We start from the raw sequence: 17,030 nt of genomic DNA, 5'->3' as shown, positions 1-17,030 counted from the left end.
TCGTTAAAACTTTTGCCGAAAAGTTCTTGTCGGAAGCTGTTAACGATTGCATAGCTTGAGTTATTTCGAAGGTTAAGACGATACTGATCACACAAAATATGACCGAAGCTCCGACAATCGCTTGCCCTACTAAATGTGACTTAAGTACTGGATGTATCGTTCTGAACTGTTTCCACATTCCGATATATGTGACGAATAAACTAAGTACCGGAGCAAGAAGAGAAACTCCACCTGAAACAGGCATTAAGAGTAATGAAAGATACTGTAGAAATATTAAAGTTAACATTTTTGCACCGTTGCTTTTAATCCATTTAAGGCATATATTTTTCACATCATAGCAAATTTATCAACGGATGGAATGGTTTTAGCTAAACGAAAACAACCAAATCTAACATCTCGGTCAACCCTCAAAATCAAATCAACCAAACAACCAAACAACCAAAAATATGGCATTGCTTTTCATCCGTAAAAGACATATATTTTTGTGATTATAAAATATGTCATAGGTAGTAGTAGTTTGGAGTCACTGTTAGGAAGCAACGTCATTTTGTTTTCTCAAAAAGAAAAAGAAACTTTATGCATTATCTCGAATGTCGAATATGGACGCCGTGTTGCTGAGTTACAACTATCTTCGGCTGATAGCTACAAACCTGTTTTGAGTATTCTTGTCTCTATTGTCGATAGTAACCATCCAGAGTTGGACACCCTCGATCGCTGCTTCCTTGTTAACTCATCAATCTCTACAGATTCCATTGAATTAACAGAGCTTTTAGAAAAGTTTAAAAGCTCAACCCAGTCATACCAACAAACGATAGAGATTGATGGTGTTGAATTTTCCTATCTGCGCAAGGAAATAGAAAGGTTACAACTAATAGGATAAATGTAATGGAAAACGAAGAGTCTGTTGGCTTTAAATCAGTTACCCAATCTGCCGAGTTAATTATCCATGCAGGGTCTTCTCCCATCCCAGGAGAAGTCAGAAGCCGCCTAGAAAAGATACCAAGTATAAAGCCAAGACCAGCGCGCAGAATAATGGGTGTGAAATTGGCTGAATTGGGTGTCAATAGAAACCCTTATGTTGCAAATAGAGCAACTAAGGCTTTACTTGCACTGACTTCAATTACGTGGGGCCTCACCCTGCTTTTATTGACTGGTTCGCTGGTTAATTTTTACCTGCTTGAAAGAATAAATATCAGCGCTACCTCCCATGACGCAAGGATTGAGCCTACTGGCAAGCCTGTACGCATCGGTAACTTGGATTAGAGGAAGGATATGTTTCGCTCATCCGTAATTAAGAATCATCGAGGGCTCCTATCTGGTTTCGTAGTGCTGGTGGTCATTATCTATTTCTTAGAGTTTGCACTAAACACTCTTACAACAAATAAATCTGGTTACTACAAGATCCCCACTTACAACGATAAGGGCATTACCCGAATAGTTCCTCAGGTCCCATTAAGTGACCGTCTTTTTTCTGACTCTGAAGTTATGGATTTTGTAACTGAAGCTATGTACAACACACTCTCTCTATCTTTCGATAGTTATGAATTGTCTATGACAGAATCAGCATTACTATTCTTTACTACTTCTGGCTGGAAGTCATTCTCAAGCGCAGTTCAAGAAGCAGAAATTTTATCAACCATTTTCTCTAATAAAGAAATTATTGAGTTTTACCCTACCCGAGCGCCTTTTATGGAATACAGTGGCACAGTTGACGGGAAAATTGATGGAAGATTCACAAAAGATGCCTACTGGGTATGGCGAGTTAAAGTTCAGGGCAAGATTATGAAAAAATCTTTGAAGGTTAAAGACGCAACTGAAACTGAGCTCGAGGCTATTCAGAATCAAAGGCACCAGGCCGCTAATGTAACTTTCTGGCTTGATTTACAACGTGTGCCAAAGGGTAAGGGGGCAAGTGCAGTTAAGATCATAAGTTCTTCTAATTGGGATGTTGATTGGTTATGAATATTCCACGACTTATTCGCATACTTAAATTCGACTGGCCATTTGTGCTTGCTATCGTTTTATCTGTTTTAGCTATTTTTAAACTTTCCGAATTCAATGAAGAACTATTAGGGAACCCGGATAGAGTTTTTCTTTATTCTGATGGTAATGGTGGTTACACAAGGGCCTTTGTATCACGTGACCCACGCTATACAGACGAGAAGGTTGTCAGGTTTCTTCGTCGTATGGTGAGCTCATGCTATACCGTCGATTATAAAACCGCTCAACACCTAATGAACGGTGAACGCGATAACGATTATGCCAACTGTATTGAAAAGCACTTTGCGCCAATAGCCGCCACATCACTGTTCAATGTTTATCCTACTGACCCTATGATTGAGGCGATTCTTATGTCAGAAGGTAAGGCTAACGTTGTTGTTCCTTACGATCCTATCGTTACCTTAAAGAACAAACCTGGTAAGCCTTTAGTTTGGGTAGTTGAGGTTCCGATAATGGTAACAGTCCAATCGGTATCAGGAGACCAAACAACCTCATTCATTGCTCACTACACAGTTCTACCTGAACCTAGAGCGGATAACGCAAGTTCATTACTCATCGACAGGGTGGTTTTTAGATGAACGTTAAAGACCTATTCAATTTTATTAGTACAGCTTTGGGGAAGACTCCGTTAACAGGAAGACAAAGTTCGAAGTCTACTGAGGATAGCTTTGTTAAAGGGGATACCTTTAGTTGCCAATCAATACCCTCCAGCGAGGTTAACCGTAACCACGATGCCGTGTTTGAAACAGATAAACGTCATAATTTAATCTATGACAATTTTAAGTCTGTCCAGCGATCTCCATACTACGCTCTGGTTTTATTTTTCTTAGCTATTGTTGCATTTTTATACGCCTTGAACCTGTTCATAGATACCACAAAGATTACTTCAACAAACTACTTTATTGCATCAACGACAAGTGATACTGCTGTATACCCAATACCCACAGATAAGCATATCTTGCCGACTAAGGACCAAGAAAGAAACCCTGGCGAAACTTACTCTGAAGAAGAGTCAGAAGTATTAGTTCGTGAATATCTAGTTGATAGCCTTAAAGACTGTTTTTCAATGAACTACTTAAATGCAGCAACAGTACTGTCTAGGTGCAAGTCCAACCATTTGGACTCTGAAACAGACACCCAAGACATATTTATTGAGCTTCTAAGAGCAAGTAACTATATAAATATAATGAAGAAATACCAGACTTCTGCATTACTCCACGTAGACACAAGCTCTATTAAACTTTTGAACAAAGCAATAGCTCAGCGTGAAGCCGTACCTGGCAGCGGCGTTATGCGTAGCCGCGCTGTCTGGATTTACCAACTTAAGATGCATTATACGATGGAGAAAGTTTCTGTCTCTTCTCCCACCTTGTGGCAAGTTGAGATGATCAGAGAATCTGCTTTCAACAAAGAGTTCCCTGTTTCTATCTTCAAAATACGCGATATCGAGTGAGTGAACATGAAAAGTCAAAATAAAGAGCTTCAAGTTAACCCGAGAAACTTTCAACCGTCTTTGTTGCAAAAAAATTTACATAAATCACGCAAAGGAAAGTCAAAAACTAAAAAAGCGTTGGCAAAAGCTCCAAACTACTATAGAGACCTTTTTCAGCCAATTGAAGGGGTCTTTAGCCGACCTTCATTTGGCGAGTTTCAATTCACTTACTGTGGATACATGATAGCTAACCAGCGTGAGGGTGTTCTCAATATCTATGTACCACAAGAAACAGACTCCCCATTACTAGAGTCACTCGAATCATACGGGTTTTATCTATGTAAAAAGTACCCTATTTCTGTACCCAATAGCTCTAGATCCTCAAGACTTCTTATGAAGCGCTATCTTTCAGAAAAAGTATCAGATCAGCAAGCTGTGGAGACAATAATGCAGTTAAAGATCATGCTAAATGCAGCAATAAAAAAACAACAACAAAGTGAGGATTTAGATATATCGGCAATGCCTAGCCTCAGTCCTACAATATTTAAGTCACTAAAAGATATCGGTATAAATAAGCAATCAGAGTTAAGGAAGGCAGACTTAAATGTTTTGTTCCATAAGATCAAAAGTGGAAACTCGAAGAGCTATAAAGGGGTACGCTTGTTATTTCAGCTACATTGCTTAAGAGAGGATACTCAAGTTCCTTACTTATCTAACGATACCAAACAACGCTTAGTTGATTCTTATAATTTTTTCGCCAAAATTAGAGGATACGCCCCTCTGACTTATATGTTTTACAGCTAGAAAATAACCTTGCATTAGTTTCTTTCGACATGCAATTAAACCATCAGTTACAAGGTAACCAGTCGCTCATTAGGCCTCTATTTATTAGTTAGTTTCAAACAGCAATAGATGTTGAATGTATGTAATTCTCCACAAAACATATGGTGACGTTAGCTAGGTATCGTTCACCATACTACAAGTGCTGATTCCCTCATTAACCCTATATTTTAAATCCTTCGATTCTAGTTTCCTTTACCTCTACTGTTAGCTTGGGGTGTGGTAACTGTCCTCTAGCCAGCATTTGAATAGGATTTCCTGTTCGTTTTGTAGTGGTTTCTTTATTACTTTTTTCATACGCTACTTTGGGTGATATTGAAGACTCCCAGTAAAGAAGGTCTACTGGAAGAGCGCATAGAAATTGTAGAGGTTTCCGTGTCTTGAACTCACCGTGAACTAAGCGCCTTTGTGCATATGAGTAAATTAGATCCTTTTCTGCACGAGTGGTGGCCACATAGAATAGCCTAAGCTCTTCATGAACATTGTCTTTCTCATTACCTTTGAAGTGTGCTTCTTCTTCGCAGCCAATGACATATACACGCTTAAACTCTAAGCCCTTACTAGCGTGTTCTGTCATTAACTGAACCGCACTAGCCCCTTGCTCACCAGAATCCACCAGCATGTTAAGTTCTTTGATACAATCATGTAAGTGTCCATGAACCTCAGTGAAAGCAAAAAGGCGCTTTGTTAAGGTAATGACGTTTTGCTCTCTTTTATTAACTTCTGAGATTACTTCTGCTGTCATCTCTTGAGTTTTATACTTCTTCTTAGCGTTATCTATAATTTTGGGTTTGAACAGCTCGACCCAGATTTGATGCAAACCTTCCTCTAAGCCAGAAAGTACTTCTCCCCACTTATTTCTCAGTTCAGAATCACTAAGTTCATAGTTATTTATTTTTGCTAAGTCAGTGATTGAACCGCATTCGAACAATGCTTCTTTGATAATTGAGTGGCACTCCAACAAAGAGGCAAATCCAAGCTTTCTATCTTGAGATTTTACAGTTCCATACGTGGTCATGTACTTACAGTATTCAATAACTGTTAGGTTTTTATCAATGAGCTTTTGGCGCATAGTTACGCCCTTAGTTTTAAGGCTTGCTGCATCAATGACACGTGAAGCAGCCATAACATCCTTCTCATTAGCACAGAAACGTAGGAATGCACTCCAGTCCTTTACTTCTTTACTATCAAAGAAATCCTTGTCGCCAACAACTCGGTATTCTACCCCATGCTCAATAAGTTGAGCTTCAATTGGGTCTTTGATTACTTTTGAACGATACAGAATGGCAATTTCTTCTGGTTTTAATTCACCAGATTCGATAGCCTGTTTAATCTCATTGGCTGTCGTAATTGCCTCATCCTTGTCATTGGCAAATTGTCGGGCAATTGGCTTATCACCCTGAATATTTGCCATTGCTATCATATGTCCGTCTGTAACCTTTTGGTCTTCATGCATTAAGTCAGCAATAGCATTGGCCACATTTACAACTTGTTCAGTTGATCGAAAGTTCTCTCCCATCTGAACAATCTTCATGTCTCCGAATTCTTTTTGAGCATTTAGTAACTGACCGACATCTGCAGCCCTGAAAGCATAAATACTTTGTTTTTCATCACCAACCATAGTTAGGTTATTGCCTTGACCAACAATAAGTTTTAACAATAAGCCTTGGACTGGGTTAGCATCCTGATGCTCATCGGCAAGTACTGCTTTAAACTGGTTTTGCAACCAGGTTCTAAAACCTACATCATGTGTGAGAATTTTTACCGCATGGACGAGAATGTGGTCGTAATCAATAGCATTCAGCTCAATCATTCGTCTGTAGTAGACCTTCCAGATACAAACGCAATGGCTTAACAAGGCTTTCTCATCAAAAGTCAGATTTGGGTTGGTTTTGGACTGGTGCTCGAACTCAGACTTAGGACCACGACCATAGGACAAGGATAGCCCCATGAAGTTTTGAACATACTTTGCACCACCGTGCTCTTTTAAGAACTCATAGTCTGAGTTCGATAATGTTTTCTTAGCTGACTCATTTATTAGTGTAAGGGACTCAGTTTCATCCAAGATAACTAAGTCACTCGATGTATAACCGCACTTTACAAAATATGGGTGTTGCTTTTTGATGGCAGGTTTTATGACTTGGTTTAGTGCAAAGGAGTGCCAGTTACAGATAACAGCTTGATAAGCTTTGATACCTATACGTAAGTAAAGACGCTCTAACATTTCCGCAGCAGCTTTCTTGGTAAAGGTTATGGCACAAAGTCGACAGGGTTCCAAGCCTGACTCAATGAATGTCGCGGCCTTCTCCACAATAACGCGAGTCTTACCACTACCTGCCCCCGCATTAATCATGCAAGGTACTCCAGTCGTGTTGACTCCTTCATACTGACTCGCGGTTAATTTCATTCTCATCCCTCCCATTTAAGTGTTTATATATGGTATTTTAATTCAACCTCAAAGTCAACTTTAGTCTATTGTTTTTTGTTGCTAAATGATATATTTCATTTAACGGAGGATTGCGTCTATGTTTGAATTTTTGGGTGTAACAGCAGCTGACGGTCTTGAGCAACTTAAAGAACCGGAAAGGTCTTATTACGAATATGTAATAGAGCATGGCGACACGGGGCTGTACAAAGCCATGCCGTGGAAAAGTAAACGAGATTTACTTCTTACTTACAAAGGTGAGATTGAAGAGTGTACTTTAATCTCTAGCAAGCTAAACAATATACATCCTAAATACATACGTACAATCATGAGAAGCGAGAATGGTTGGCCAGGAGCTGACCAGAAAGCCAAGAACGGTTCTGGTGATTTAGGAATAATACAAGTTAACCCTAAGGTTTGGGATCAAGAGTTTCGTAAGCTTGGTGTGACTATAAACTGGGAAGACGTCAGAGATGATGTATGTGCAAATCTATTTATTGGTGGTGTCATTCTGGCCAGAAGATTAAACGCAACGAATGACATTTTTAAAGGCCTCGCTAACTACCATCGATATGCAACTTCAGACAATAAATATTTTCATTACTCGTACCGCCTGAAAGCAATGAAGCACTTTGCTGATATTGAATCTGAGTATGGTCGTTGGATTTCTCACCGAATACACGCAGTCAATAAACTAGGAGAATAGCCATGTGGGTCGCTATTGCAGAGAAGTCTTCTCAAGCTGAAAAGATCGCATCAGCTTTGAATCTTAGAAAGCAAGGTGGATTATATTCAGGCTTCTACAAAGGGCAAGAACTGATCCTTTGGTATGCCGCAGGTCACTTCCTCGAACTGTCTCCCCCTACAGAGCAAATACAGAACTTCAGTTGGAACGATCCACGTACTCACGAACGCATCCCTCGCAAGGTTCCTTATAAAGTTTGTCCGGACATACCAGCTCGTGACGGATACCCGGCAAGAAAACCAGGAGAGCGAATCCAATTACTTAAACAGTATGTCGACAAAGCGACTTTAGTCATTGGTGCTACAGACCCAGACCGAGAAGGTGAAGTCATATACCGTAGCATTTTAGATTTCCTTAAATACGATGGCCCATTAAAACGAGTTTGGTTAACAAAGGGGTTATCCAAGGATGCAATACAAACCTCTTTCGATGAAATGGTCGATGCATCTCAATACTACGGCGAATATTTAGCTGGGTCTAGTCGTCGTATGGCAGATTACGCAGCCATGGTTCTAACTGCCACCTACACTTATTACTCAAGAAGGGGAATGCTTGGAAAGTACCTAGGCTCAGGGGATAAGAAAAGCTCAACGACATCTGTTGGTCGAGTTCAGTCGACTGTTGTAGGTTTTACTTACCATCGTCATCAAGAAAGAGCAAACTTTAAATCTGTAACTCACTTTCGTCCGGTACCGCTGATCAGGTGTAACGGCGCTGTAAGTTTTGAAGGCCGATACCTTCCAGAGATAAAAGACTCCGACTATGACTCCCCTATCCCTGGCGTAAAGTGGGATGAAAAAAATCTAGCATCCAAAATATCGCCTGATATGTCTGAGGAAGAAGTCGAGGAGTTAACCATAAACAATAGACCTAAACCTCTTTATATCGACAAATCTATTATGATGGATTTTACGGAAAGGCTTAAGCAAGCGTGCATATTGGATTTAGATATAAATGAAAGTATGGCGACTTCTGCCCCACCAAAGCCTTTATCACTGACCAAACTACAGAGTCTGATTAGCAACGCTAGTGCCACTGATGTCCTCAATGCAGCACAACGCCTATACGATTCTGGTTTTATCACTTACCCAAGAGGTGAAGAACAAGAGATTTCTGACAAAGATTACAACCCTAGGGATATTGCGGACAAATGTACTCAACTAGCAAAATGGGACCAATTTGGCCAAGCCGCCCTTAAAATCGCTGCCATTCAAACGGGACAAGACGATACCTGCGCAAGTTTCAAACCAAGCTGCTATACGCCAGGAGATAAAATACACGATGCTCTAGCTCCTGTTGTTATACCTAAACCAGGAGAGCTACAGGGGCTAGATCTTCAGGTCTTTGAAGAAATTACGTCGCATTACTTGCAAGCACATTTACCTCCATCAAAATATTTAGTTCAAGAAGGGGTTTTAAAATTCGATACCCATGGGCTTTTTGGAGAACCGGTATCTAGTTTCAAGATCACAAAGCGATCTTGTATAGAAACTGGGTGGGAACATTACTTTAAAGGTAAAGAGACCGTCCAAACTATCAGCTTAAACGATTTAGACAAAAGCAATGTTTCAATTCCAGATGTTGAGCTAAAGGAGTCTACTACAACTAAGCCCCCTCTCTTCACTGAGGCCTCACTACTTTTTGCGATGTACCATGCGGCAAAATTCGAGCCTAATCCTATTCTTAGGAATTCACTCAAAGAATCAAAAGGCATTGGGACACCAGCTACTAGGCCAACTCAAATCGCAACTATCTTAATGCGTGAGTTCGTAGCGTATACTAGCAAGGGTAAAAACCCTTCGATTGATATCACCCCAAAAGGGATTGAATTGTATAAGGCACTACCTGATTCATATAAAAGCCCTGGTACTACTGCCAAATGGGAACTCAAACTTTCTGACATGAGTAAACTCCCTCAACGAGAAGCAGAAGCAGCGTCTCTGGAATTTATAAACACTCAAATTGAAAATACTGAAAAGCTAATAGGTTTCCTGAATAAAAACCTGTTTGATAAAACACCAAGAGACGGTGTGAATCCTAACATGCCACTTTCAAACCAAACCAAAGATAAACTTCAGAAGCGTTGTAAAGGGCTCGGACTACCAATGCCCAGACAGGCCTTAGCAAGTGAGGCTAAAGCGAGGCAATGGCTACGAGAGCACCCTTGGTTGGTAACTGACGCTATGCGAAGAAAGATTTCACAAATATGCTCTTTCAAAAAGATCCAGCCGCCAGCGCTTAAAATGACTGACTTTGGTAAAGCTCTAGAATTTATAAAAGTTCACGAAGATGATGTCCCAAGTACTCCATCTAAAAAGTTTCTTGATTACGCAAAACAGTTGGAATCGAAGACTGGCCTGAAAATTCCTTCTCAAGCGATTAGTAACGCCAAATTACTATCTAAATATGTAGAAGAGGCAAAACGTATTAAGAAACCAAGTAAAAAGACTATTGCTGCTATTAACGAGCTGGCTAAAAAGCTAAACGTTAGGGTTCCTGCTAGTGAATTAGAAAATGACGAAAGAGCAAAAAACATACTTAGCCGTATGAAAGCAATGATTGCTACAGCATCAAAATAAGGGGTTCAAGTAGATATGATGAATGATATTCTCAAAAGGTATAATATTCTCGAAAAGTATAAACAGGCGTTCCTAACTTCTGACTTTTATAATGACCAAAAAGTTTTAGCACCGGATGATTTAGTCCCGATGATAAGAGGGTTTCTCCATGCTAATGGGGAAGATTTATTAGTGGACAATCACACTAATATCTCTGCGTTCGCCAAGTCAGTCTTTGCGGAGACCAACCAGGAAAAGTTCGAAAGCTTCTTAACCGAACTAAAGTTACTTGTAGACGAGCTTAATTTAGACTTTAGAGGTTCTGCCGACATACCTAACTATGACAATCTCTCTATTACGCTTAGCTTCGACACAGCAAGCGAAGACCAGATTGATAGATTGATCCGTTTCGTCAGAAATAACCTCACGAATAATTTCCGAGCATCAGGCCAATACCCTTTAGCTGTATGGAAAGCTTTCATTATCTCCTCAGATTGCTGGTCGGTAGAGTTCCGATTCTCACCGAGATGGGAATTTAAAGAAGATATCCAAGGATAGAAGATTTAGAGTTAATGGTGTTAAATGCTGGAGGACATTATCAGTATTGGCAAATCAACTAACTAGGAAGATCTATGCACAAGGTGACTACGATATTAAAAACAAACATTGGGAACGTGGAAGGTTACTTAGATGAGAGCGGTAGCCTGTTTATTCTGAACCCGCCTAAGATTGAAAATCGCAAGCTTGCTCACTTCCTCCCAACACCTTCACAACGTTCAAAAGATGATGTGGAACAAAACCCGAATAACTACCTAAAGGTCGAGGAACCGAGTGAGTTCGAAGGGGTTTGGGAAGTGAGTGGACCAAATGTAGGAAAAGGGGATGCGTTCACACCTTATCCTTTTATGTTTAAGAGAGTAAGCCCCCCATCTGAAGGTAGTTAATACGGCACAACTATATTTTGGGTGGTTTCTTAATTGTCAAGATAAATATTTTTAGGTGCGGTTATTTCTAAATCGAATTAACAAACCGTAATTTGGACTTATAGACAGGGTCTTATTCAGTTAGTTAGTGTTCACTGACTGATATTTTGAATTTTGCTATTTATCCACAAATGATCCTCGAACTGCACCTTGATAAACTTTTTTTATCGCACTATCTTGATACCCGTGAGCTCAAGTAGTTCAGTGCATGGAAGCAAATAGTAGCTGTGCTTAGTTTCTTTCGTGATATTAAACTGGAGCTCAAAATCACTTAAACCCCACCATAGGCAGGGTTTAAGAGAGAAGCCAAATCGAGTAGCTGCAACTACTCATTATGGCTGCTGGGTATCATTCTCGACACCTGACACACGAGACTATAGATCACCAGTAGCCTATTTGGCAATTTTCTTGTTCAATAGTTAATGGTGATTAATATGTACCCACAAAGGTTTATCTATCTGATTATGAGAGTATGGAAAGCAATGGTCTCGGTATTCAAACTCAATCCACACATATGTATCAAAGGGTTAATGTATCTAGTCGAGTTTTTTAGAGACTAATCCATTTGTATGTACACACTTCTTAAGGTGTGTACATTATTTAGACAAAAATGTTAAGTCCGTGTGCTCTAACTTCTTATACACATTTGGGTATTGGGCTCGAGAAATCTTTAAGTTTAAAAGACCTTGGGCTATTTCATCACTTTTAAATTCGGAGAGGTCAAGTTTACTTTGCAAATATCTACCATAATCAAACATTCTATTTACCTTAGCTTGTAATACTCCCAGCTCAACTAGTTGATATTCCGCATCTTCTCTCCAACTAGGCCTACGGCTCGACTGCTTATTCTCATATTCATTTTCTACTCTAGCGGATAAGTACTGAGTCTTACTTAGTATTTTTGCCATTACCAGAACAACATCTATGTCTGCGTTTTCCATGCATTTTGTGAATATGGCTGTTGTATTGGCCAAATCTAGTTTCGGTGGTACAGGCTTCTTACCTGTTCTTTTCGGCATACCTTTCCAAAATTCAATTGATTCGGTGTAGAAGCTAGCCATCTCAGTTGTGTATTTAGTTAAGTCAGACAGAGTTTGAGGTAACAATGCTCTTGCTGCTAAAAGTTGGCTCTCTCGATTCTGTTCTTCGTGATATTTAGCTGCATAAACCGCCAATAAGCTTGCTGTAAAAGCAATCATTGCTGCATTCAGAGTTTGCCAATGAGACCAAACTTCTTGGACATATGACCAATTTCCACCACCATCAAACCATGGCTTTAATATCATCATCACGAAATACACCCCGATCAAAATACAACCAAAGGTAGAAAAGTATACTCTTACAAAAGTATCCAAGAGAGTTTTGGGAGACCCCATTCTTTTCTGTATTGAGCTAAGAAATTCAGTACTGATACCGATAACTTTGCGAAGATAATTGGCCCCATCACGAAGCTTCTCTACCCCAGATAGTTCTTTATCCATGTTGTACCACTCCTAGTAAACAATTTTTTAAAGCTTAAGGTTACCAAATTGTACTCGTTTCTATGCATAATGAGCGCGATACTCAACCACAGTCAACTAAGAGGTTCATAGTTTCGTGTCTATGCTCTAGATAGCCGATTAGGTTGAGGAGCTCTCGGAAGGAATTAGACCAAGCGTAAGTAGTAAGCTTACGCTTGTTAGAAGAGTTCTTAGTGAGGATTAGAGACGTTCTTGGTCAATGAGTTGCTCTAACGTATTTCAAATGTATTCCCGTAGGAGTGATATTGGTTAAATCTCGACTGTATACATACCCATACTTTTGTAAGAGGTCAATTGAGTGATACGTCCAGCCAGCGGCAAAGGCTACACCAGCCAAGGCAAAATAAACACAGATTTTATTAGCTAGCTGCATTGCGCTTTGAGAGTAAACTTCATTAATTTTTTTTCCGCACAACATAGCTTTTGGGGCCATAAAAAAAATACAACCTAACGCCCCTAATAATCCAATCGGCACCCACAGAGTTAGAACGGATAGCTGAACAGTGTCAGCTTTATTCAATAGTTCAAGATAGTCTCTATAGACTACATAAGATGGATAGCCCCAACAAATTATCCCAAACAAAAGAACAAAGATACCAGCCAAACGTAATCTTGTTTTATGTGACATTCTCAAGCATCCTTACGACTTGATTAGAAACTTTGTATTCACCCCAAACAACCTCAATTAAGACATATGTTGCTGTAACAAATAGCGCACCAACCATTACGGGAGCTCCCAGAGCTGCCGTAGCAAATAACAGAACTTCACCAGCTGCTGTTTGCAACATGAATTTGAACATATCGGCACCTACATTGCCAAACCAATCCACTAAGTGATAGTCGTCTTTAAAAACTAAGTCGCTGGTGGCTAGACTAGCGGACACCACAAAGGTTAAGGCACCCGCACCCTTGAAGTTTGCAGTTCTAGATTGAGGACTAAAGCCTGCTTGCACCGACTTAAATGAATTTAGAGGGTACTTCTTACCATTCATATTAAGCCGAGTACCATTGACAAACGCATGCCGTAGCACTTTGCCATTCTCGTTTGTCCCTGAAAATGCGACAAATAATTTACCTCGACTTTCTACCAAATCAGCTTTAACGCCTAGATCGCCAAACTGTTTAGCAATTGATATCGCATTAAACATAGGCTCTGTGTGATTGAACCAAGACTTAGCGGTGTTAATGCTCAAGGCGATAGCAGCGACATCCTTACCAGACTCCAGCCAAACGTTATGTAATATTTTATGTGCATCCTCTAAATCTGTAATTAACACATGCTGGTGGTTTTTAGCCATTTCATCCCCAAGTGAACACTGTAATCCTATTGAGTCACTGAGAAGCTGAGGAGCATTCAATCCTAGAGAAGTAGGTCCTAACCCTGCTTTTTCTCTATCTCTAAGAACCCTCTCACGATTTTCTGCCCATCTTTTTTCATCGCTTGCTGAAGGAGTTAATTCAGCTCTACGCTCTCGTTGCTGACGAGCGAAGAGCTCTTTTGTGGTTTCTCGTCTTTCTTCTGGGGTAACAGGGGCAGATTCATATCTCATAGGATCATACTTACACTATAAAAATATGATTATATCAATATTTTCAATACGTTATCATTATCAACAATGCCGATTTACGCTTTAACTGCCAGAAAAGCCATTATGGCTAGTTAAATGTTCACATTGAAACCTAAATCACATCAACTTGAACTCAAGTAGAAAGCTTTTAAAGAATAGTTCCCAAATTGGTATGTAATTTATGATATCGATACTATTCATCTCAGACCACTGAGTTGCTTTAATGTGTATGGTAACCGATCGCTGATGGATAGTAGTCCTTCCATAATGGCACATTCTCGTGTTGAACAACTTTCCTATAGTGGAATACCTTACCCTGCTCGTTGCACCAATTTTTTAGATACATCTCAGGTAAAAAGTGATTGTCTTTTTTTACGCTCAATGAAGCCTCCATTTTCTCTTTTAACGCTGCATTATGGTGCTACAAAACCTTACCATACCACCGGGCTTATACCTTACTACTCGAATCTATAGTGCAATTACAGTGTCTCTCCTTGCTCATGAATCGTATACTCAAAAACCTATGGTTCACAGATGTGCACCAGGCCATCTAACCATCCCAATAGCTCATGCTCTTCCTTACATTGCACCAGTACATAGCTGGATATATAATTACTGTATATACATACAGCAGTCAGACGTGTTTTTAAAATGGGTGTTTTACAAATATTTGATCAGTCAATAAATTGCGGCATAACAGGCTTTGAAGACCCAACAAGCGGGAGTGTCCGTAAATCCCTGTCATTGTCAAAACAGCTAGTTCATCATCCTAGCGCAACCAAATTAACTGTTGCTCATCAAGATGTACCTTACTTCGGTATTTCAGATGGCGATTACCTGCTTGTTGACTCAAGCCTACAACCTGAAGCAAACGACTGTATTTTGGTTGAATACCTTGGCGAAAACGCTCTTGTGTCATTTCAAGAGATACAAAAGCAAGAAGATATTGTAGTTCAAGGCGTTGTATCTGCTCGTTTTCATTGGTACAGAAAAGGCCATTCGATACCTATACATAACTCATTGAAAGAGTTCGACCTTCATGAGTTATTAATACCTCCTGAGCAACAACATACATGTGTATTGATGCGTGCAAACGGTAAGTCTATGTTACCAATCATTGATAACGGAGATTTGCTACTCCTTAACCGCAGCCTCTCATTTAAAGAAGATCATCCCGTTATCATGGCTTTAAATGGTGAATTGGTATGTAAGAGGTTGAACAAAAGACTGAAAAAAGCATACAGCGACAACCCAAAGTTCAGATCTGTTTATCTATCATCAAGTGACGAAATTCGCATTTACGGCTGTGTCTCTATGGCTATCCGAATTTACCGGAGAGAACTTCGTGGCCGTTAAATCATTCGCACTAATAGACGGAACGGGATTTTATGCGCACAGTAGTGCTCAATTTCATCCTGGTTTAAAAGGGAAACCAGTACTCGTGTCAGCAGGCCAAGGTATTAGTATTGCCGGAGCAAATATAAAGGAATTTGGGATACCCAAGTTCTCTCCTATTTGGGAAATCGACTCTAAAGTTGCCATGCATCATGGCGCAATATTTAAGTGTAATTTTAATACCTTAGGGCAGATATCTAGGAACTTTAAGCAATCACTTATAGATGTTTCCGAGGGGCTACCCATTTTTCATTACAGCGTCGATGAATCTTGGGTGGAGACTACGGAGCTACTGAAGAATGGCATTGACCTGGAAAGCGAAGCTTGGCGTTGGCGTGAACACATTTGGAAAACAACGGGGGTTCCTACAGGAGTCGGGATTGGTCCTAGTTTAACTCTTTCAAAACTGGCTTCGTTTGCAGCCAAAAAACTTCAGGGTAGTAACGGTGTATTTGTCATTAGTAAAGACAATTTGATTCAGACATTAGAAAAGGTACCTGTTTCAGAGGTTTGGAACGTAGGCAGGAAGCTATCTAAACACTTTTCTCATATGGGCATTTATAGCGCGTTAGATTTAGCTCGCCAAGATCCTAAAAAAATGCAAAAAGCCTTTTCGATTTCCGTCGCCAACACGGTCCATGAGTTAAATGGCACACCTGTCTACAATTGGAACGACACACGACCTAAGAAGCAACAAATTTGGTCCACCAGCTCATACCGGGACCGCTTACAATCAAGGGAGTCCATAATGTCGGAATTATCTCTTCACCTTGCAGAAGCATTTTTTAAGTTACGAGCGCAAAAATCAGAAGCCCTGGCTATAACAGCATTTGTGTCCACATCCATACATGACGATCCTCAGGAGCAGTTTAAGGCTAGCCGGAGCATACACTTAAGTTACGGTGTATGCGATACCTCTGTAGGTCTAAAGACGTTGAGAGCTATTCAGGGTGACCTTATTCCTACTCAACCGACAAAAACGCGCATTTATAAAGTTGGAGTTGGCCTTACTAGTTTAATCGACGCAGAGCACAAGCAAGCAGATCTATTTGAACATGATGTTAATAACCATAAATTAAGCAAAGCAATCGACTGCATTAATACGCGCTTTGGGAAAGGAACAATAGAATTTGGAGCACGTACAAAGCGGTACTCAGAGCGACCAGGGAATGTAAAGTTGCTAGAGCTGGAGAATTATTTCAGCGATTTTAATGAGCTACTTGAGGTTAAGTGTATCTGAATGTATTGGGTTGTGTGAATTAGTGAGAATGCAATCTGTCAGTTTGGTCTCCTGAGGGTGATAAAATCTGACAGGTTGTTCTATATTGCTTCTGCCCTATTACGAGTTTAAGCATTAAGGTAACGCTTTTTCTGCTTTTCAATCATTTCTTTATACAGTTTAAATCCGCGACGAATGCTCTCATCGGAAAAGCCAATGCCATACCCTAGGTCAGAAAGTTCAGCAGCGAGGTTTTGTTCCAACTCCGTGCTGAGGAATCCCCTAATGATTTTGATAAAAATCATAAATTTAAGGTAGATGCACATCTTGTCATGTGATCAAAT

General features: G+C 40.0%; 17 protein-coding genes. 12 read left to right on the top strand and 5 right to left on the bottom strand.

Annotated elements, in window-relative coordinates; translation table 11 throughout:
* The first annotated feature begins 517 nt into the window (after positions 1 to 517).
* From R8N47_RS22590 to R8N47_RS22565, 6 genes are read left to right on the top strand one after another with little or no spacing between them, the layout of a single operon-like run.
* The gene (locus R8N47_RS22590; protein ID WP_025634000.1) at positions 518 to 880 is read left to right on the top strand and encodes a hypothetical protein; all 363 of its coding nucleotides are present in this window, start codon (positions 518 to 520) and stop codon (positions 878 to 880) included.
* Between the two features lie 5 nt (positions 881 to 885).
* Positions 886 to 1,263 (top strand): hypothetical protein, encoded by a 378-nt coding sequence (locus R8N47_RS22585; RefSeq protein WP_025633999.1) that lies wholly within the window; start codon positions 886 to 888, stop codon positions 1,261 to 1,263.
* Positions 1,264 to 1,272: 9 nt separating this feature from the next.
* A complete protein-coding gene (locus R8N47_RS22580; RefSeq protein WP_025633997.1) occupies positions 1,273 to 1,962 on the top strand; it encodes a DotI/IcmL family type IV secretion protein in 690 nt (229 codons plus the stop codon).
* The gene (locus R8N47_RS22575; RefSeq protein WP_025633995.1) at positions 1,959 to 2,579 is read left to right on the top strand and encodes a DotI/IcmL/TraM family protein; all 621 of its coding nucleotides are present in this window, start codon (positions 1,959 to 1,961) and stop codon (positions 2,577 to 2,579) included. The genes R8N47_RS22580 and R8N47_RS22575 overlap by 4 nt, the downstream gene beginning before the upstream one ends.
* Positions 2,576 to 3,454: a hypothetical protein gene (locus tag R8N47_RS22570; protein WP_025633994.1), complete on the top strand. Its 879-nt coding sequence runs from the start codon at positions 2,576 to 2,578 to the stop codon at positions 3,452 to 3,454. The genes R8N47_RS22575 and R8N47_RS22570 overlap by 4 nt, the downstream gene beginning before the upstream one ends.
* A 6-nt stretch (positions 3,455 to 3,460) precedes the next feature.
* A complete protein-coding gene (locus tag R8N47_RS22565) occupies positions 3,461 to 4,237 on the top strand; it encodes a TfoX/Sxy family DNA transformation protein (protein ID WP_025633992.1) in 777 nt (258 codons plus the stop codon).
* Positions 4,238 to 4,436: 199 nt separating this feature from the next.
* On the opposite strand, the gene R8N47_RS22560 is transcribed toward R8N47_RS22565, so the two are convergent.
* A complete protein-coding gene (locus R8N47_RS22560) occupies positions 4,437 to 6,680 on the bottom strand; it encodes an ATP-dependent helicase (protein WP_025633991.1) in 2,244 nt (747 codons plus the stop codon).
* A 118-nt stretch (positions 6,681 to 6,798) separates the two neighbouring features.
* Between R8N47_RS22560 and R8N47_RS22555 the strand changes: the two genes are divergently transcribed.
* The 4 genes from R8N47_RS22555 to R8N47_RS22540 all read left to right on the top strand — a co-directional run bounded on the left by R8N47_RS22555 (position 6,799) and on the right by R8N47_RS22540 (position 10,945).
* The gene (locus R8N47_RS22555) at positions 6,799 to 7,404 is read left to right on the top strand and encodes a transglycosylase SLT domain-containing protein (RefSeq protein WP_025633990.1); all 606 of its coding nucleotides are present in this window, start codon (positions 6,799 to 6,801) and stop codon (positions 7,402 to 7,404) included.
* A gap of 2 nt (positions 7,405 to 7,406) precedes the next feature.
* Entirely contained in the window at positions 7,407 to 10,022 is a 2,616-nt protein-coding gene (locus R8N47_RS22550) for a DNA topoisomerase (protein ID WP_025633988.1), read from the top strand.
* 15 nt (positions 10,023 to 10,037) lie between these two features.
* The gene (locus R8N47_RS22545; protein WP_025633985.1) at positions 10,038 to 10,559 is read left to right on the top strand and encodes a hypothetical protein; all 522 of its coding nucleotides are present in this window, start codon (positions 10,038 to 10,040) and stop codon (positions 10,557 to 10,559) included.
* 74 nt (positions 10,560 to 10,633) lie between these two features.
* Complete coding sequence (locus R8N47_RS22540; protein WP_025633984.1) at positions 10,634 to 10,945, top strand: hypothetical protein; 312 nt, start codon at positions 10,634 to 10,636, stop codon at positions 10,943 to 10,945.
* Positions 10,946 to 11,580: 635 nt separating this feature from the next.
* On the opposite strand, the gene R8N47_RS22535 is transcribed toward R8N47_RS22540, so the two are convergent.
* The 3 genes from R8N47_RS22535 to R8N47_RS22525 all read right to left on the bottom strand — a co-directional run bounded on the left by R8N47_RS22535 (position 11,581) and on the right by R8N47_RS22525 (position 14,054).
* On the bottom strand, positions 11,581 to 12,465 hold the full coding sequence (locus tag R8N47_RS22535) for a hypothetical protein (protein ID WP_025633983.1): 885 nt from the start codon (positions 12,463 to 12,465) through the stop codon (positions 11,581 to 11,583).
* 235 nt (positions 12,466 to 12,700) lie between these two features.
* Entirely contained in the window at positions 12,701 to 13,132 is a 432-nt protein-coding gene (locus tag R8N47_RS22530) for a hypothetical protein (RefSeq protein WP_025633982.1), read from the bottom strand.
* The gene (locus R8N47_RS22525; RefSeq protein ID WP_025633980.1) at positions 13,122 to 14,054 is read right to left on the bottom strand and encodes a hypothetical protein; all 933 of its coding nucleotides are present in this window, start codon (positions 14,052 to 14,054) and stop codon (positions 13,122 to 13,124) included. The genes R8N47_RS22530 and R8N47_RS22525 overlap by 11 nt, the downstream gene beginning before the upstream one ends.
* 669 nt (positions 14,055 to 14,723) lie before the next feature.
* Between R8N47_RS22525 and R8N47_RS22520 the strand changes: the two genes are divergently transcribed.
* Together R8N47_RS22520 and R8N47_RS22515 are read left to right on the top strand one after the other, a co-directional pair.
* Positions 14,724 to 15,428 (top strand): S24 family peptidase, encoded by a 705-nt coding sequence (locus tag R8N47_RS22520; protein WP_054574980.1) that lies wholly within the window; start codon positions 14,724 to 14,726, stop codon positions 15,426 to 15,428.
* Positions 15,418 to 16,707 (top strand): hypothetical protein, encoded by a 1,290-nt coding sequence (locus R8N47_RS22515; RefSeq protein ID WP_025633977.1) that lies wholly within the window; start codon positions 15,418 to 15,420, stop codon positions 16,705 to 16,707. Before R8N47_RS22520 ends, R8N47_RS22515 begins: the two co-directional genes overlap by 11 nt.
* 107 nt (positions 16,708 to 16,814) lie before the next feature.
* On the opposite strand, the gene R8N47_RS22510 is transcribed toward R8N47_RS22515, so the two are convergent.
* Positions 16,815 to 16,949 (bottom strand): hypothetical protein, encoded by a 135-nt coding sequence (locus R8N47_RS22510; RefSeq protein ID WP_318070402.1) that lies wholly within the window; start codon positions 16,947 to 16,949, stop codon positions 16,815 to 16,817.
* Positions 16,950 to 17,030 lie beyond the last annotated feature (81 nt).

It is taken from the genome of Vibrio sp. 2132-1, assembly GCF_033344315.1.
This window is presented reverse-complemented; position numbering and strand designations above follow the sequence as displayed.

What these genes read in the sequence shown, in the direction of transcription:
- R8N47_RS22550 (WP_025633988.1), top strand. Translation starts at nt 7,407, where the DNA reads ATGTGGGTCGCTATTGCAGAGAAGTCTTCTCAAGCTGAAAAGATCGCA.
- R8N47_RS22570 (WP_025633994.1), top strand. Translation starts at nt 2,576, where the DNA reads ATGAACGTTAAAGACCTATTCAATTTTATTAGTACAGCTTTGGGGAAG.
- R8N47_RS22580 (WP_025633997.1), top strand. Translation starts at nt 1,273, where the DNA reads ATGTTTCGCTCATCCGTAATTAAGAATCATCGAGGGCTCCTATCTGGT.
- R8N47_RS22565 (WP_025633992.1), top strand. Translation starts at nt 3,461, where the DNA reads ATGAAAAGTCAAAATAAAGAGCTTCAAGTTAACCCGAGAAACTTTCAA.
- R8N47_RS22575 (WP_025633995.1), top strand. Translation starts at nt 1,959, where the DNA reads ATGAATATTCCACGACTTATTCGCATACTTAAATTCGACTGGCCATTT.
- R8N47_RS22545 (WP_025633985.1), top strand. Translation starts at nt 10,038, where the DNA reads ATGATGAATGATATTCTCAAAAGGTATAATATTCTCGAAAAGTATAAA.
- R8N47_RS22560 (WP_025633991.1), bottom strand. Translation starts at nt 6,680, where the DNA reads ATGAAATTAACCGCGAGTCAGTATGAAGGAGTCAACACGACTGGAGTA.
- R8N47_RS22555 (WP_025633990.1), top strand. Translation starts at nt 6,799, where the DNA reads ATGTTTGAATTTTTGGGTGTAACAGCAGCTGACGGTCTTGAGCAACTT.
- R8N47_RS22540 (WP_025633984.1), top strand. Translation starts at nt 10,634, where the DNA reads ATGCACAAGGTGACTACGATATTAAAAACAAACATTGGGAACGTGGAA.
- R8N47_RS22525 (WP_025633980.1), bottom strand. Translation starts at nt 14,054, where the DNA reads ATGAGATATGAATCTGCCCCTGTTACCCCAGAAGAAAGACGAGAAACC.
- R8N47_RS22535 (WP_025633983.1), bottom strand. Translation starts at nt 12,465, where the DNA reads ATGGATAAAGAACTATCTGGGGTAGAGAAGCTTCGTGATGGGGCCAAT.
- R8N47_RS22530 (WP_025633982.1), bottom strand. Translation starts at nt 13,132, where the DNA reads ATGTCACATAAAACAAGATTACGTTTGGCTGGTATCTTTGTTCTTTTG.
- R8N47_RS22520 (WP_054574980.1), top strand. Translation starts at nt 14,724, where the DNA reads ATGGGTGTTTTACAAATATTTGATCAGTCAATAAATTGCGGCATAACA.
- R8N47_RS22585 (WP_025633999.1), top strand. Translation starts at nt 886, where the DNA reads ATGGAAAACGAAGAGTCTGTTGGCTTTAAATCAGTTACCCAATCTGCC.